14 protein-coding genes are annotated in these 14,929 nt (G+C 68.7%); 9 read left to right on the top strand and 5 right to left on the bottom strand.

From position 1 onward, the window contains the following. Positions 1-226: 226 nt before the first annotated feature. Entirely contained in the window at positions 227-910 is a 684-nt protein-coding gene (locus tag WT24_RS18765; protein WP_060035445.1) for a DedA family protein, read from the bottom strand. Between the two features lie 183 nt (positions 911-1,093). Here WT24_RS18765 and mutL point away from each other — a divergent pair, with 183 nt between their 5' ends. Both mutL and miaA read left to right on the top strand, forming a co-directional pair. Continuing rightward, positions 1,094-3,088 (top strand): DNA mismatch repair endonuclease MutL, encoded by a 1,995-nt coding sequence (gene mutL, locus WT24_RS18760; RefSeq protein ID WP_060035443.1) that lies wholly within the window; start codon positions 1,094-1,096, stop codon positions 3,086-3,088. Beyond that, on the top strand, positions 3,085-4,059 hold the full coding sequence (gene miaA / locus WT24_RS18755; RefSeq protein ID WP_059501048.1) for a tRNA (adenosine(37)-N6)-dimethylallyltransferase MiaA: 975 nt from the start codon (positions 3,085-3,087) through the stop codon (positions 4,057-4,059). The genes mutL and miaA overlap by 4 nt, the downstream gene beginning before the upstream one ends. A gap of 5 nt (positions 4,060-4,064) precedes the next feature. Here the strand turns inward: miaA and tetR are convergent, their stop codons facing one another. After that, positions 4,065-4,697 carry a tetracycline resistance transcriptional repressor TetR gene (tetR, locus tag WT24_RS18750; protein ID WP_059501047.1) on the bottom strand — a complete coding sequence of 211 codons (633 nt, stop codon included), beginning with the start codon at positions 4,695-4,697 and terminating at the stop codon, positions 4,065-4,067. A gap of 62 nt (positions 4,698-4,759) precedes the next feature. On the opposite strand from tetR, the gene tet reads away from it, so the two are divergent. Then, on the top strand, positions 4,760-5,953 hold the full coding sequence (tet, locus tag WT24_RS18745) for a Tet(A)/Tet(B)/Tet(C) family tetracycline efflux MFS transporter (protein ID WP_082742223.1): 1,194 nt from the start codon (positions 4,760-4,762) through the stop codon (positions 5,951-5,953). Between the two features lie 28 nt (positions 5,954-5,981). On the opposite strand, the gene WT24_RS18740 is transcribed toward tet, so the two are convergent. After that, positions 5,982-6,377 carry an SgcJ/EcaC family oxidoreductase gene (locus tag WT24_RS18740; RefSeq protein WP_059501046.1) on the bottom strand — a complete coding sequence of 132 codons (396 nt, stop codon included), beginning with the start codon at positions 6,375-6,377 and terminating at the stop codon, positions 5,982-5,984. A 110-nt stretch (positions 6,378-6,487) separates the two neighbouring features. Further along, entirely contained in the window at positions 6,488-7,543 is a 1,056-nt protein-coding gene (gene purM / locus WT24_RS18735) for a phosphoribosylformylglycinamidine cyclo-ligase (RefSeq protein ID WP_059501045.1), read from the bottom strand. A gap of 250 nt (positions 7,544-7,793) precedes the next feature. Here purM and hda point away from each other — a divergent pair, with 250 nt between their 5' ends. The 6 genes from hda to panB are packed head-to-tail and all read left to right on the top strand — an operon-like array spanning position 7,794 to position 12,879. Then, on the top strand, positions 7,794-8,528 hold the full coding sequence (hda, locus tag WT24_RS18730; protein ID WP_034206485.1) for a DnaA regulatory inactivator Hda: 735 nt from the start codon (positions 7,794-7,796) through the stop codon (positions 8,526-8,528). 11 nt (positions 8,529-8,539) lie between these two features. Continuing rightward, positions 8,540-9,217 (top strand): HAD family phosphatase, encoded by a 678-nt coding sequence (locus WT24_RS18725; protein WP_011656045.1) that lies wholly within the window; start codon positions 8,540-8,542, stop codon positions 9,215-9,217. 5 nt (positions 9,218-9,222) lie between these two features. Next, positions 9,223-10,758 (top strand): polynucleotide adenylyltransferase PcnB, encoded by a 1,536-nt coding sequence (gene pcnB / locus WT24_RS18720; RefSeq protein ID WP_059791783.1) that lies wholly within the window; start codon positions 9,223-9,225, stop codon positions 10,756-10,758. Between the two features lie 35 nt (positions 10,759-10,793). Next, positions 10,794-11,336 carry a 2-amino-4-hydroxy-6-hydroxymethyldihydropteridine diphosphokinase gene (gene folK / locus WT24_RS18715; protein ID WP_006476832.1) on the top strand — a complete coding sequence of 181 codons (543 nt, stop codon included), beginning with the start codon at positions 10,794-10,796 and terminating at the stop codon, positions 11,334-11,336. Then, positions 11,333-12,019, top strand: coding sequence for a deoxynucleoside kinase (locus tag WT24_RS18710; RefSeq protein WP_059501043.1), 687 nt, complete (start codon positions 11,333-11,335; stop codon positions 12,017-12,019). The genes folK and WT24_RS18710 overlap by 4 nt, the downstream gene beginning before the upstream one ends. A 44-nt stretch (positions 12,020-12,063) precedes the next feature. Then, positions 12,064-12,879: a 3-methyl-2-oxobutanoate hydroxymethyltransferase gene (gene panB, locus WT24_RS18705; protein WP_059501042.1), complete on the top strand. Its 816-nt coding sequence runs from the start codon at positions 12,064-12,066 to the stop codon at positions 12,877-12,879. A gap of 142 nt (positions 12,880-13,021) precedes the next feature. Here the strand turns inward: panB and WT24_RS18700 are convergent, their stop codons facing one another. Then, positions 13,022-14,929 (bottom strand): chorismate-binding protein, encoded by a 1,908-nt coding sequence (locus WT24_RS18700; protein ID WP_060035442.1) that lies wholly within the window; start codon positions 14,927-14,929, stop codon positions 13,022-13,024.

Genomic DNA, 14,929 nt, shown 5'->3' with positions numbered 1-14,929 from the left:
CCTTCGGCCTACGGCCGAAGGCTCATGAAAGACCGAACACTAACGCTCGGCACTGTCCAAGAAATCCAAGCGGTTCAGAAAGACCGAACACTAACGCTCGGCACTGTCCAAGAAATCCAAGCGGTTCAAGAAAAACACCCCAAAGGTTGGATCGGTATCCAACTTTTGGGGTGCAGTTCACACTCGCCACGCTTTTTCATTTCCCCGAAGAGGAACGAACCCGCGTTCAGCGCCCACCCGCCTTCGGCACGTTATCCGACTGCTTCCCGCGCACGAGCTTCCACACCGCGCCGAGCGCGACCGGCACGATCGCCGCGCCAATCCCGACCAGCACGATCACGTTCAGGTACTGGCGAATGAACGGGATGTTGCCGAAGAAATAGCCGAGCAGCACGAGCAGCAGCACCCACACCAGCGCGCCGATCACGTTGAACAACTGGAAGCGCGCGGCGCTCATCGACGACGCGCCCGCGACGAATGGCGCGAACGTGCGCACGACCGGAATGAAGCGGGCCAGCACGATCGTCTTGCCGCCGTGCTTGTCGTAGAACGAGTGGGTCTTTTGCAGCGCGGCGCGATCGAGGAATCGCTCGAGCACCGGAATATGCGTATTGAACACCTTCGGGCCGATCCAGCGGCCGATCAGGTAGTTCAGGGTGTTGCCGGAAATCGCCGCGACGAGCAGCAGCACGATCAGCAGGCCGACGTTCATTTCGCCCGTCGCCGCGAACGCGCCGCCGATGAACAGCAGCGAATCGCCAGGCAGGAACGGGAACACGACGAGCCCCGTCTCGCAGAACACGATCAGAAACAGGACGAGATAGACCCACGCGCCGTACTGCCGGATGAAATCGCCGAGGAAAGCGTCGATATGCAGGACAAGGTTGACGAAATGCAGCAGCGTATCCAAATGCGATTCCTCGAAGGCGATAGGGCCGGAACGGCCGGAACAGGCCAGGGATGGCGGAGGCGCCCGCCAGCCAAGGCGGCGCGTGCAACTGGGTGATGATACCGAAACTACCTTAAGGCTCCGTGAAAAAACGTAACGGCCGGCCGCCCCGGCACGCGTTCGCCGCCTCGCTATAATTCGGCCATGTCCGATATCACCGAAACGGCCGCGGGCGCCGCACCCGCCCCCGCCGCGCGCCCGCTGCGCGCGATCCAGCCCCTGCCCGACCAGCTGATCAGCCAGATCGCCGCCGGCGAGGTCGTCGAACGCCCGGCGTCGGTCGTCAAGGAGTTGCTCGAGAATGCGATGGACGCCGGCGCGACGACACTGCGCATCGTGCTGGAAGAAGGCGGCGTCAAGCGCATCTCGATCACCGACGACGGCTGCGGGATTCCGCCCGACGAACTGGCGCTCGCGCTGATGCGCCACGCGACCAGCAAGATCCGCTCGCTCGAGGAGCTCGAGGCGGTCGCGACGCTGGGCTTTCGCGGCGAAGCGCTCGCGTCGATCGCGTCGGTGGCCGAGATGTCGATCACGAGCCGGACGGCCGATGCCGCGCATGCGACGAAGATCGATGCGCAGACGGGCGTGCTGTCGCCCGCAGCCGGCTCGGTCGGCACGACGATCGAGGTGCGCGAGCTGTACTTCAACACACCCGCGCGGCGCAAGTTCCTGAAGAGCGAGCAGACGGAATTCGGCCACTGCCTGGAAATGATCCGCCGTGCGGCGCTCGCACGGCCGGACGTCGCGATCTCGGTGCTGCACAACGGCAAGGCCGTCGAGCACTGGAATGCGACCGAGCCCGCGCAGCGCGTCGCGAAAATTCTCGGCGAAAGCTTCGCGACGGCGCACCTGCCGCTCGACGAGCAGGCCGGCCCGCTCGCCGTCTACGGCTGCGCCGGCCTGCCGACCGCGAGCCGCGGGCGCGCCGACCAGCAGTATTTCTTCGTGAACGGCCGCTTCGTGCGCGACAAGCTGCTGACGCACGCGGTGCGGGCGGCCTACGAGGACGTGCTGCACGGCGACCGCTACCCGTCGTACGTGCTGTTCCTCGACCTGCCGCCCGAAGCCGTCGACGTGAACGTGCATCCGTCGAAGATCGAAGTGCGGTTCCGCGATTCTCGCTCGATCCACCAATACGTGTTCCACGCAGTGCAGCGTGCACTTGCCCGCCATGCGGGCGCATCGCCGGAAACCACCGCGGGCGGCCATGCCGCGCATATCGAACCCGCGCCGCGCGGGCCGGCATCGTTCGTCGATACGCCGCTCGGCCAAGGCCCGAGCGCCGCGATCGGCGGCAGCGGCGGCAGCGGATTCTCGGCGCCGTCGTCTTCGTCGTCGGCCGGCAACACGTGGATGCGCCAGGCGCGGATGACGCAGGGCACGCTGCCCGTCGCGCAGCCGCTCGCGCTCTACGACGCGTTGTTCGGCCGCAAGGACAGCGGCGCCGGCACGCCGGACGGCACGACGCTCGTCGCCCGCGATGCGGCCGATGCCGCCGACGCCCCGGCCGCGCCGCTGCCCGGCTTCGCCGCGTCGCCGCTCGCGCACGACGAGCAGCCGCTCGGCTTCGCGCTCGGCCAGATCCACGGGATCTACGTGCTCGCGCAGAACGCGTACGGTCTCGTGATCGTCGACATGCATGCGGCGCACGAGCGGATCCTGTACGAGCAGTTCAAGAACGCGCTCGCGGATCGCTCGGTCGCCGTGCAGTCGCTGCTGCTGCCGATCTCGATGACGGCCACGCCGGTCGAGATCGGCACGGTCGAGGAAGAGCGCGACACGCTCGAATCGCTCGGCTTCGATCTCGCGGTGCTGTCGCCGACGACGCTCGCGATCCGCGCGGTGCCGGCGCTGCTGAAGGATGCGGACCTGCAGTCGCTCGCGCGCGCGGTGCTCGCCGACCTGCACGCGTTCGGCGGCTCGCGCGTGCTCACCGAGCGCCAGCACGAACTGCTCGGCACGCTCGCGTGCCATCACGCGGTGCGCGCGAACCGGCGCCTGACGCTCGACGAGATGAACGCGCTGCTGCGCCAGATGGAGGCGACAGAGCGCGCGGACCAATGCAATCACGGCCGGCCGACCTGGTATCAGCTCACGCTGAACGATCTCGACCGTCTCTTCATGCGCGGGCAATGAGCGCTTCTTCGCAGTCCAGCCCGACGACGATCGCCTGCCTGCTCGGCCCCACCGCTTCCGGCAAGACGGCCGCGGCGCTGGCGCTCGCCGCGCGCCGCCCGATCGAGATCGTCAGCGTCGATTCGGCGCTCGTCTACCGCGACATGGATATCGGCACCGCGAAACCGTCGCGCGACGAGCGCGCGAGCGTGCCGCATCACCTGATCGACATCATCGACCCGGCCGACGCGTATTCGGCCGCGGAATTCCGCGCGGACACGCTGCACCTGATCGGCGAGATCGTCGCGCGCGGCCGTACGCCGTTGCTCGCGGGCGGCACGATGCTGTACTACAAGGCGCTGACGCAAGGGCTCAACGACCTGCCGGGCGCCGACGCGGAGGTCCGCGCGGCACTCGACGCCGACGCCGCACGCGACGGCTGGCCCGCGCTGCACGCGCGGCTCGCGCAGGTCGATCCCGACACGGCCGCGCGGCTCGCGCCGAACGATTCGCAGCGGATCCAGCGTGCGCTGGAAATCTTCATGCTGAGCGGGCAGCCGATGTCAGCGCTGCTCGCCGCGCCGCGCCGCACGGACGATGCGGCCGCCGCGTACCGCTTCGTGCCGGTCGCGCTCGAGCCGTCGGATCGCGCGGTGCTGCACGCACGGATCGCGCAGCGCTTCGACGCGATGCTCGACGCAGGCTTCATCGACGAAGTCGAACGGCTGCGGCGCCGCGCCGATCTCCATCCCGACCTGCCGTCGATGCGCTGCGTCGGCTACCGGCAGGCGTGGGAATTCCTCGACGGCGTCACCGACTACCGGACGATGCGCGACAAGGGCATCTTCGCGACACGCCAGCTGTGCAAGCGCCAGATCACGTGGCTGCGCGCGATGCCGGAGCGGATCGTGGTCGACTGCATCGCGCCGGATTCGACGGCCCGCGCGCTCGACGCACTCGAACGCGTCCTCGACGGCCGCTCGCCGGACTGACTCGGTCAGCCCGCCCGCCGCGCCGCGAGGCGCGCGCGGGCGCCATCGACGATCCACGCGATGCCGCGCTCGAACGCTTCGTCGCCGCTGCGCTCGCGCAGCGCGGCCCAGCCTTGCGCGAGCCGCGGGTACTCGGCCGCGTCCGGCAGCGGCGCATCGGCTTCGCCGTCCGGCGCCGCCTGCTCTTCCAGCACCCATCCGACCACGAAGCGACCGATCGCGACCATCACGTCGACCGCTTCGTCCGGCGTGAACCCCGCGTCGCCGAGCAGCGCGACCTTGCGTTCGATCGAGCTGAAATGCAGGGCGCGCGGCCGCGTGCCGGCATGCAGGCGTGCGCCGTCGCGATAGGCCAGCAGCGCTCGGCGAAAACTGCGCGCATTCTCCGCGAGCCATGCATCCCATACGTCGCCCGGCTGCGGCAGCGACGCGCCGTGGCGCTCCAGCATGATCGCCTCGGCCATTGCGTCGAGCAGCTCGGCCTTGTTCCTGAAATGCCAGTACAGCGTCGGCGATTGCACGCCGAGCCGCTCGGCGAGCCGCCGCGTCGACAGTCCGTCGATTCCCACCTCATCCAGCAATTCGAGCGCCGCGCGCAATACCGTATCGCGCGTCAGCCGCGCTCCCGTGTCCTTCATCTCTATCACCGATAGGGAAACTGTGGAATACTCCTCACTCTATCATCGATAGAGTGATCCTCTTGAACCCCTCCCTGATTGCCATCCTGGCCACGGTCCTGCTCGACGCGATCGGCGTCGGGATCGTGATGCCGATTCTCCCCGGGCTGCTGCGCTCGCTCGCCGGCGCGGGCAGCACCGACACCCACTACGGAATCCTGCTCGCGCTGTACGCGTTCGCGCAGTTCCTGTGTGCGCCGCTGCTCGGCGCGCTGAGCGACCGTTTCGGCCGCCGCCCGGTGCTGCTCGCGTCGCTCGCGGGCGCCGCGCTCGACTATCTGCTGATGGCGCTCGCGCCGACGCTCGCGTGGCTTTACGTCGGGCGGCTGATCGCGGGCATCACCGGCGCGAACGTCGCGGTCGCGACCGCGTACGTGACCGACGTGACGGCCGAACCGGATCGCGCCCGGCGCTTCGGCCAGCTCGGCGCGATGATGGGCATCGGCTTCATCGCCGGCCCGCTGATCGGCGGGCTGCTCGGCGTGCTGCACCTGCGTGCGCCGTTCGTCGCGGCCGCGTTGCTCAATGCGCTGAACCTCGTGCTCGTGTGGCGCGTGCTGCCGGAATCGCGGCCGCGGTCGGCCCGGGAAGGCCGGACGGTCGGCGCGCTGAACCCGTTCGCGAGCCTGCGCCGGCTGAGCGGCGCGCCCGCGCTCGCGCCGCTGGTCGGCATCTACGTGATCGTGGCGCTCGTGTCGCAGGCGCCCGCGACGCTGTGGATTCTGTACGGCCAGGAACATTTCGGCTGGTCGACGCCGGTCGCCGGGCTGTCGCTCGCCGGCTACGGCGCATGCCACGCGCTCGCGCAAGCGTTCGCGATCGGGCCGTTGATCGCGCGGCTCGGCGAGCGGCGCGCGCTCGCACTGGGCCTGGCAGGCGACGCGCTCGGGCTGGCGATCATCGCGTGCGCCACCGCCGCCTGGGTGCCGTTTGCGCTGCTGCCACTGTTCGCGGCCGGCGGCATGACGCTGCCCGCGTTGCAGGCGATGCTCGCCCGGCAGGTCGACGATGCGCGCCAGGGAGAACTGCAGGGCACGCTGGCGAGCGTGGCGAGCCTGATCGGTGTCGCGGGGCCGCTGGTCGTCACCGCGACCTACGCGGCGACGCGCGCGACCTGGCCGGGGCTCGTGTGGGCTGCGGCCGCGCTGCTGTACCTGCTCGTGCCGCCGTTGCTGGCCGGCGCGCGCCCGGCGAATGCGCCGCGGGCATCCGCGTAAGCGTAAGCGCGAGCGTGCGCCGTCGCGCTCAGCTCGCGAGCGTGACGAGATTCGCGTCGCGCACGAGCTGCCAGCGGCCGTCGGCCTTGCGGAAGATCGTCAGTGTGTGGCCCGACCGGCGGATCGTCTCGCCGCCCGGCGGCGTCGCGTCGATCTCGATGAAATTGCGCATGTATGCCCAGTCGCCGATCACACGCAGCTCGTCGATCCGGTAGCGGCCGTCGATCTTCGGCGCGTTTTCCGCGCCGGCGTTCGCGTCGCGCGACGCGGCCGCGAACGCCGCCTTGTCGAACGGCGGCTTGCCGGCCACCATGAAGATCGCGTCGTCGGCGATCAGGTCGAGCACGGTCGCCAGATCGCCGCGCCGGCTCGACACGAACCAGGTTTCCACGAGCTCGCGGATCGCGCGTTCGTCTTCGGTCATCGTCGCCCCTCCTTCGTCGGCGCGCGTCCGTACGCACGCGGCGCCCGAAAAAAAACCGCCCGGAGCGATTCCGGGCGGTTTTCCGTACTGCATTCTGCTGCTGCCGTGCGTCAGACCACGACCGTCTGCGCCTCGCCTTCGCGGGTCGCACGCACGGTGCCGATCTTCCACACCTGTTCGCCGGCGGCGGTCAGGTCGGCGATCGCTGCGTCGGCATCGGCCGCCGAGACGATCACGGCCATGCCGATCCCGCAGTTGAACACGCGGTGCATTTCCGCGTCGGCGACGCCGCCGTGCTCCTGCAGCCACTTGAACAGCGGCGGCAGCGGCCATGCCTGCTGGTCGAGCTCGGCGGTGAGGCCTTCGCGAAGCACGCGCGGGATGTTCTCGACGAGGCCGCCGCCCGTGATGTGCGCCATGCCCTTCACCGTCAGCTTCTGCATCAGCGCGAGCAGCGGCTTCACGTAGATGCGCGTCGGGGCCATCAGCGCGTCGGCCAGCGAGCGGCCGTGGAAATCCGCCGACAGATCGGGGTTCGCGCGCTCGATGATCTTGCGCACGAGCGAGAAGCCGTTCGAGTGGATGCCGCTCGATGCGAGGCCGAGCACCACGTCGCCTTCGGCGATCGTGCTGCCGTCGATGATCTTGCTCTTCTCGACCGCGCCGACCGCGAAGCCGGCCAGGTCGTATTCGCCGTCCGGGTACATGCCCGGCATTTCGGCGGTTTCGCCGCCGATCAGCGCGCAGCCCGACAGTTCGCAGCCCTGCGCGATGCCCTTGACGACGGTCGCGGCCGTGTCGACGTCGAGCTTGCCGCACGCGAAGTAGTCGAGGAAGAACAGCGGCTCGGCGCCCTGCACGAGGATGTCGTTCACGCTCATCGCGACGAGATCCTGGCCGACGGTGTCGTGTTTGTTCAGATGAAAGGCCAGCTTGAGCTTGGTGCCCACGCCGTCGGTGCCCGAGACGAGCACGGGCTCCTTGTACTTCTTCGGCACTTCGAACAGCGCGCCGAACCCGCCGATGCCGCCGAGCACGCCGTCGCGCAAGGTTTTCTTCGCAAAAGGCTTGATCTTGTCGATGAGCGCGTCGCCTGCGTCGATGTCGACGCCTGCGTCGCGGTAGGACAGACCCTGAGCGTCGGGAGCGGATTTCGGAGGATTCATGGGGGAATGCGAGAAGGTCGGTAAAATGCGATTTTACCCGAAGCCGGCCCGTTGGCCGGAATTCCCAGCACCGAATCGTCAGGGATCGCATCTTGGTCAACACGTCCCCGTTTTCATCGCCGGGCGAAGCGCGCCGAAAGCCGCGCCGCGCCGTGCGTACGGTCGCGCGTGAAGCCAGCCGGGGCGCCTTCCCTCGCGCGTGCCCGGCGTACGGCACGCGTTTTTTCAACCGACCCGCATTGTGACTGCTGTGTCCCGTCAACTGACGCTCGATCTCGGCACGCCGCCGCCCGCCACGTTCGACAACTTCATCATGAGCGACGAGAACGACGAGCTCGTCACGCGCCTGCAGAAGCTCGATCTCGCGCTCGCGGCCGGCCCCGTGCCGGATCGGTCGTTCTATATCTGGGGTGAACCGGGCAGCGGCCGCACCCACCTGCTGCAGGCGCTCGTGAGCGACGCGTCGTACGGCTACGCGCGCTACCTGACGCCGCAGAGCCCGCTCGGTGCGTTCACGTTCGATCCGCGCATCGGCATCTACGCGATCGACGACTGCGACCGGATGAGCGACACGCAGCAGGTCGCGCTGTTCAACCTGTTCAACGAAGTGCGCGCGCACCCGTCGAGCGCGTTCGTCGCGGCGGGCCCGGCGGCGCCGCTCGCGCTCGACGTGCGCGAGGATCTGCGCACGCGGCTCGGCTGGGGGCTCGTGTTCCACCTGTCGCCGCCGTCCGACGCCGGCAAGATCGCCGTGCTCAAGCTCGCGGCGAAGGAGCGCGGAATCGCGCTCACCGACGACATCGCCGCGTACCTGCTGACCCATTTTCGCCGCGACATGCCGAGCCTGATGGCATTGCTCGACGCGCTCGACCGCTTCTCGCTCGAGCAGAAACGCGCGGTCACGCTGCCGCTGCTGCGCCGGATGCTCGCGCGTCCCGGCGACGACATCGCTCCACCGGGCACGGGCCCGAACCGCTTCGAGTAAAATGCGCTTCCATGACTAATCTGGCACTCTTTGACCTCGATCACACGCTGATCCCGACCGATAGCGACCACGAATGGGGTCGCTTCATGGTGAAGCTCGGCATCGTCGACGCGGAAAGCTTCTCGCGTCAGAACGATCAGTTCTTCGCCGACTACAAGGCCGGCAAGCTCGACATCCACGCGTACCTGTGCGCGATGCTCACGCCGCTCGCGAAGTATTCGCGCGCGCAGCTGGCCGAATGGCACGAGCAGTACATGCACGAAGTGATCCGCCCCGCGATGACGCCCGCCGCGCTCGAACTCGTGCGCAAGCACGTCGACGCCGGCGACCTGTGCTGCGTCGTGACGGCCACCAACGAATTCATCACGCGCCCGATCGCGACCGCGTTCGGCGTCGACACGCTGATCGCGTGCGAGGTCGAAACGACCGACGGGCATCCCGATTCGCCGTACACGGGCCGGCCGACCGGTACGCCGAGCTATCGCGAAGGCAAGATCGTGCGCACCGAAGCGTGGCTCGCGTCGCTCGGCAAACACTGGGACGACTTCGAACACAGCTATTTCTACAGCGACTCGCACAACGACATTCCGTTGCTCGAGAAAGTCACCGACCCGATCGCGACCAACCCCGACGACACGCTGCGTGCGCACGCAAGCAACCGCGGCTGGCGCATCCTGGATCTCTTCTGAACGTCGTGATCAAAAAATTCATTCGCAAGCTGCTCGGGCAGGACGAAACCGAGCAAACGCCCCCCGCCGCGGCCCCGGCCGACGTAGCGGCCCCTGCTGCCCCGCGCGCGCCGAAGGGCGCCCGCGGCGGCGCGAAGCAATCGCGCAGCAACCATGAGCCGACCGTCGTGCCGGCCAGCGTGCACGGCATCAACCCGGCGCTGATCTCGAGGAACGCGGTGCGCGTGACCGACACGCTGCAGCAGGCGGGCTTTCGCGCGTTCATCGTCGGCGGCGCGGTGCGCGACCTGCTGCTCGGCATCGCGCCGAAGGACTTCGACGTCGCGACCGACGCGACGCCGACCGAGGTGCAGCGCCTGTTCCGCCGCGCGCGCCTGATCGGCCGCCGCTTCCAGATCGTCCACGTGCAGTTCGGCCAGGAACTGATCGAGGTATCGACGTTCCGTGCGCTGGTCGACGCGCCGCCCGAGGCGGCCGCGGCCGAGCCGCCGAAGCGCCTGAAGCGCGACGAACTCGATCGCCGCACGCACGCGGTCGATGCGAGCGGCCGCGTGCTGCGCGACAACGTGTGGGGCGAGCAGCACGAGGACGCCGCGCGCCGCGACTTCACGATCAACGCGATGTACTACGACCCGTCGACGCAGACGGTGCTCGACTATCACGACGGGATGGCCGACGTACGCGCCCGCCTGTTGCGGATGATCGGCGACCCCGCCACCCGCTTCCGCGAGGATCCGGTGCGGATGCTGCGCGTCGTGCGCTTCGCGGCGAAGCTCGGTTTCGAGATCGAGCCGCATACGCGCGAGCCGATCCACGCGCTCGCCGACCTGATCAACAACGTGCCGGCCGCGCGCCTGTTCGACGAAATGCTGAAGCTGCTGCTGTCGGGGCACGCGCTCGCGTGCCTGCAGCGGCTGCGCAAGGAAGGCCTGCATCACGGGCTGCTGCCGCTGCTCGACGTCGTGCTCGAACAGCCGCAGGGCGAGAAGTTCATCACGCTCGCGCTGAACAACACCGACGCGCGGGTGCGCGCCGGCAAGCCGGTGTCGCCGGGCTTCCTGTTCGCGACGCTGCTGTGGCACGACATGCGCCAGCGCTTCGAGCAGTACACGGCCGCGGGCGAAATCCCGGTGCCGGCGCTCCATCGCGCGATGGACGACGTGCTCGACATGCAGACCGAGAAACTCGCGATCCACAAGCGTTACTCGGCCGACATGCGCGAGATCTGGGGCCTGCAGTTGCGCCTCGAGAAGCGCTCGGGCCGCAGCGCGATGCGGCTGCTGGAACACCAAAGGTTTAGAGCGGGGTATGATTTCCTCCTGTTACGCTGCGAATCCGGCGAGCTCGATGCGGAAGTCGGACAGTGGTGGACGGATTTCATCGAAGGCGACGCGGCCGCTCGCGAGGCATTGCTCACGCAGGGCGGCTCGAAGGAAAAATCGCCCCGCAAGCGGCGCCGCCGCGGCGGTGCGCGAAACCGCAATCCGGGTGAAGGCGCCGCCGCGCAGGCGCCGGATACCGCGAGCGGTTCCGACGACTGACGCATGCGCCGGCGAACGACGTAGGAAGTGATGCCATGACGGTTGCATATATCGGATTGGGGGCGAATCTCGGCGATGCGCGCCAGACCCTGAAGGACGCGGTGGTGTGCCTCGCGCAGCAGCGCACCATCTCGATCCTCGGCAAGTCGAGCCTGTATCGCACGGCGCCGTTCGAAGCCGGCGGCGACGACTACTACAACTGCGTCGTCAAGCTCGACACGACGCTGTCGGCCCGCGAGCTGCTCGCGCTCTGCCAGAAGATCGAACATCACTTCGGCCGCGAGCGCCCGTATCGCAATGCGCCGCGCACGCTCGACCTCGACATCCTGCTGTTCGGCGCCGATTCGATCGACGAACCCGACCTGATCGTCCCGCACCCGCGCCTCACCGACCGCGCATTCGCGCTCGTGCCGCTCGTCGAAATCGAGCCGGCGCTCGACATCCCCGCGCGCGGCCGTGCCGACGCCTTTCTCGCCGCGGTCGCGGATCAGCGCGTCGAAAAGGTGCAAACCTGCCAGTGCCTGATGCAAAAGGCGCTCGCTGCCGGCGAAGACGCCGACAAGACCCGCTGCCGATGAACTCGACTCCGCTGACCGTCACCGCGCCCGACCTGCGCGCCCCGCACCGCTATCTCGTGATCGAAGGCCCGATCGGCGTCGGCAAGACGACGCTCGCGCGCCTGCTCGCCGAGCGTTGGTCGATGCAGACGCTGCTCGAACGCCCGCAGGACAACCCGTTCCTCGAACGCTTCTATCGCGACACCGCACGCTACGCGCTGCCCGTCCAGCTATCGTTCGCGCTGCAGCGCGCGCAGCAGGCGCGCGAGCTGATCGGCGCGCTCGACACGGGCCGGCCCGTGATCGCCGATTTCATGCCGCAGAAGAACGACATCTTCGCGCGGCTGAACCTGCCGGAAGACGAGTGGCAGCTGTATCGCTCGGTCGCCGCGCACGTCGACGTGCCGCAGGCGCCGTCGCCCGATCTCGTCGTCTACCTGCAGGCCAGCCCCGAAGTGCTGTTCTCGCGCATCCAGAAGCGTGGGACGCCGATGGAGCTGCAGATCAGCGACGCGTACCTGCGCTCGCTCGTCGACGCGTACAACGAATTCTTCTACCACTACGACCGCACGCCGGTGCTGACGGTCGCAGCCGAACACCTGAACCCGCTGGATTCCCCCGAGGATCTCGCCCTGCTGGTCGAGCGCATCGAGACGATGCGCGGCCGCAAGGAATTCTTCGTCAAGGGCGAGACGGCGCGTTGACGCGTCCCGCCCGTCGTTCCTCCCCCATCGACCCGGATTTCCCCATGACCTATCTCCAGGAATCGAGCCGGCCTGCCGTGACGGTACCCAAGCTGCAGGCAATGCGCGACGCCGGCGAGAAGATCGCGATGCTCACGTGCTACGACGCGAGCTTTTCGGCGCTGCTCGATCGCGCCGGCACCGACGTGCTGCTGATCGGCGATTCGCTCGGCAACGTACTGCAGGGCCATACGACCACGCTGCCCGTGTCGCTCGACGACATCGCTTATCACACTGCCTGTGTCGCACGTGCGCAGCCGCGTGCGCTCGTCGTCGCCGATCTGCCGTTCGGCACGTACGGGACGCCGGCCGACGCGTTCGCGAATTCCGTCAAGCTGATGCGCGCGGGCGCGCAGATGGTCAAGCTCGAGGGCGGCGAATGGCTCGCCGATACGATCCGCTTCCTCGTCGAACGGTCGGTACCCGTGTGCGCGCACCTCGGCCTCACGCCGCAGTCGGTGCATGCGTTCGGCGGCTTCAAGGTCCAGGGCAAGACCGAAGCGGGCGCCGCGCAACTGCTGCGCGATGCGCGCGCGGTCGAGGAAGCCGGTGCGCAACTCGTCGTGCTCGAAGCCGTGCCGACGCTCGTCGCATCCGAAGTCACGCACATGCTGAAGATTCCGACGATCGGCATCGGCGCGGGCGTCGACTGCTCGGGGCAGGTACTCGTGCTGCACGACATGCTCGGCGTGTTCCCCGGCAAGCGGCCGCGTTTCGTGAAGGACTTCATGCAGGGACAGCCGAGCATTCAGGCGGCCGTCGAAGCCTACGTGAGCGCGGTGAAGGACCAGTCGTTCCCGGGCCCGGAACACTCGTTCTGACGCGTACCCGGCGGCTCGTTCGCCGGTGCCCTGCCGATAAAAAAGCGCGGCGCCCGTAAAGGGCGCCGCGCTTTTTTTCCGGAAGCCGCGTGGCCGATGCTCGGCGGCCGCAGCCCGGGCAGGCTCCCGAGCCGTCACCCCGTCACTTCAGCACCGCGTCGAGCGCCCCGCGCAGTGCGTTGGTCAACAGCAACGCCTGCGCGCGCGCCAGATCGTCGCGCATGACGACCCGCTCCACGGCGCCGAACGCGCGATCGTCGAGCAGCACGCCGCGCATCACGCCCGGCAGCACGCCGCTCGTCAACGGCGGCGTCACCCACTGGCCGTCGAGCTTCACGAACAGGTTCGAGCGCCCGCCTTCCGTCACCTCGCCGCGCTCGTTGACGAACAGCATGTCGAACCCGCCGAGCGCCTCCGCCGCCTGCCACGCGCGGTCGTATTCGGCACGGCGCGTGGTCTTGTGCAGCAGCAGCGCATCGCTCGCGAGGGTCGGCGCGAAGCCGTGCGCGCAGGCCAGCAGCACGCCGACCGGCCCCGCCGGCAGCGGCTTGAGCGGCGCCGCGACGATCTCGATCGTGCCGTCCTTCGCCAGCGCGAGCTTCATCCGGTACGCGCCGTCGCCGTCGAGCGCCGCGCAGCGCGCATCGATCTCGCGACGCAACGCGTCGGCATCGAAGCGGAAGCCGAACGCATCCGCGCTGCGTTGCAGCCGCGCGAGATGGCGATCGAGATGGCGGATTCCGTCCGCCCGCGTCGCGGCCGTCGTTTCGAACAGCTGGAAGCCGGGGTCGGCGTCCGTCAGGAATCGCGCTTTCAATTCGCACTCCGCGTATTCATCGGCCGCGACGCTGTCGAGCACGATGCCCGCGCCGACGCCCATCGTGCCGCGCCGCCGGCCGGCGGCGGCCGTTGCCGCGTCGCGCGTGGCGCTCGTCGCGGCGGGATCGGCTGCGACCGCATCGAGCGTCAGCGTCCGGATCGCGACCGACAGGCAGAAATCGCCGCACCCGGCCGCAGCGCCTGCCGACGCGGCCTCGTCCTTCGGCGCGTCGAGCCAGCCGATCGCACCGGTATACAGCCCGCGCGGCGTCGACTCGATCGCATCGATCAATTGCATCGTCTTGTACTTCGGCGCGCCCGTGATCGACCCGCAAGGAAACAGCGCGCGCAGCATCTGCGCGAACGTCGTGCCGTCGCGCCAGCCGGCCTCGACCGTCGACGTCATCTGCCACACCGATGCATACGGCTCGACGGAGAACAACGCCGGCACCTTGACGCTGCCCGTGCGCGCAATCCGCGACACGTCGTTGCGCAGCAGGTCGACGATCATCACGTTTTCCGCGCGGTTCTTCGGGTCACTCGCGAGGAACGCGGCCGCCGCCGCGTCTTCACGTGGGTCGGCCGAGCGCGGCGCGGTGCCCTTCATCGGCCGCGCGCGCAGCACGTCGCCATGCTTCTCGACGAACAGCTCCGGCGAGCACGACACGACCCACGCACCGTCGGGCCGCGCGATCAGCGCGCCGTACCGCACCGGCTGCCGCGCGCGCAGCCGCCGGTACAGCGCGAGCGGCGTGCCGAACACGTCGAAATTCAGCCGGTACGTGTAGTTGACCTGATACGAATCGCCCGCGCGCAGCGCGTCGTGCACCGTGGCGATCGCCGCGTCGAACGCATCGCGCGACACGCTCTTCGCGACATGCGCGACGCCCGCGATCGACGGCGCGGCGCCGCCGTCCTGCTGCGCGAGCCACGCGTCGACGTCGTCGCGCGACAGCCGCTCGCAGCGCGCATACAGCAAAAAGCGCAGCGGGGCATGGCCCGGCTGCGCCCGTTGCAGGTTGCGTCCGAATTCGTAATCGCCGACGACGACCGCATGCAGCCCGTCGCGCAGATCCTGCGCGAGCGCCGCGTCGATGGCGTCGAGCTGCGCCGGGTCCGTGCACACGCGTTCGCGCACGAAGCCCGAATACAAACGACTCGACCGCGCGGACGCGGTCGAGTCGCAATCGTCCAAGAGCGCGAACGACGCGCTCTCGTTGCCTTCAGTCAT

This window comes from Burkholderia sp. MSMB1078WGS (assembly GCF_001528895.1).
Taxonomy (GTDB): domain Bacteria; phylum Pseudomonadota; class Gammaproteobacteria; order Burkholderiales; family Burkholderiaceae; genus Burkholderia.
Note: the sequence above shows the minus strand (reverse complement) of the source record. Positions and strands in the feature narration are given on the sequence as shown.

Excerpts from the sequence above, each read along its gene's own strand:
- mutL (WP_060035443.1), top strand. The coding sequence starts at position 1,094 with ATGTCCGATATCACCGAAACGGCCGCGGGCGCCGCACCCGCCCCCGCC.
- miaA (WP_059501048.1), top strand. The coding sequence starts at position 3,085 with ATGAGCGCTTCTTCGCAGTCCAGCCCGACGACGATCGCCTGCCTGCTC.
- tetR (WP_059501047.1), bottom strand. The coding sequence starts at position 4,697 with ATGAAGGACACGGGAGCGCGGCTGACGCGCGATACGGTATTGCGCGCG.
- WT24_RS18740 (WP_059501046.1), bottom strand. The coding sequence starts at position 6,377 with ATGACCGAAGACGAACGCGCGATCCGCGAGCTCGTGGAAACCTGGTTC.
- purM (WP_059501045.1), bottom strand. The coding sequence starts at position 7,543 with ATGAATCCTCCGAAATCCGCTCCCGACGCTCAGGGTCTGTCCTACCGC.
- WT24_RS18725 (WP_011656045.1), top strand. The coding sequence starts at position 8,540 with ATGACTAATCTGGCACTCTTTGACCTCGATCACACGCTGATCCCGACC.
- folK (WP_006476832.1), top strand. The coding sequence starts at position 10,794 with ATGACGGTTGCATATATCGGATTGGGGGCGAATCTCGGCGATGCGCGC.
- WT24_RS18710 (WP_059501043.1), top strand. The coding sequence starts at position 11,333 with ATGAACTCGACTCCGCTGACCGTCACCGCGCCCGACCTGCGCGCCCCG.
- panB (WP_059501042.1), top strand. The coding sequence starts at position 12,064 with ATGACCTATCTCCAGGAATCGAGCCGGCCTGCCGTGACGGTACCCAAG.
- WT24_RS18700 (WP_060035442.1), bottom strand. The coding sequence starts at position 14,929 with ATGACTGAAGGCAACGAGAGCGCGTCGTTCGCGCTCTTGGACGATTGC.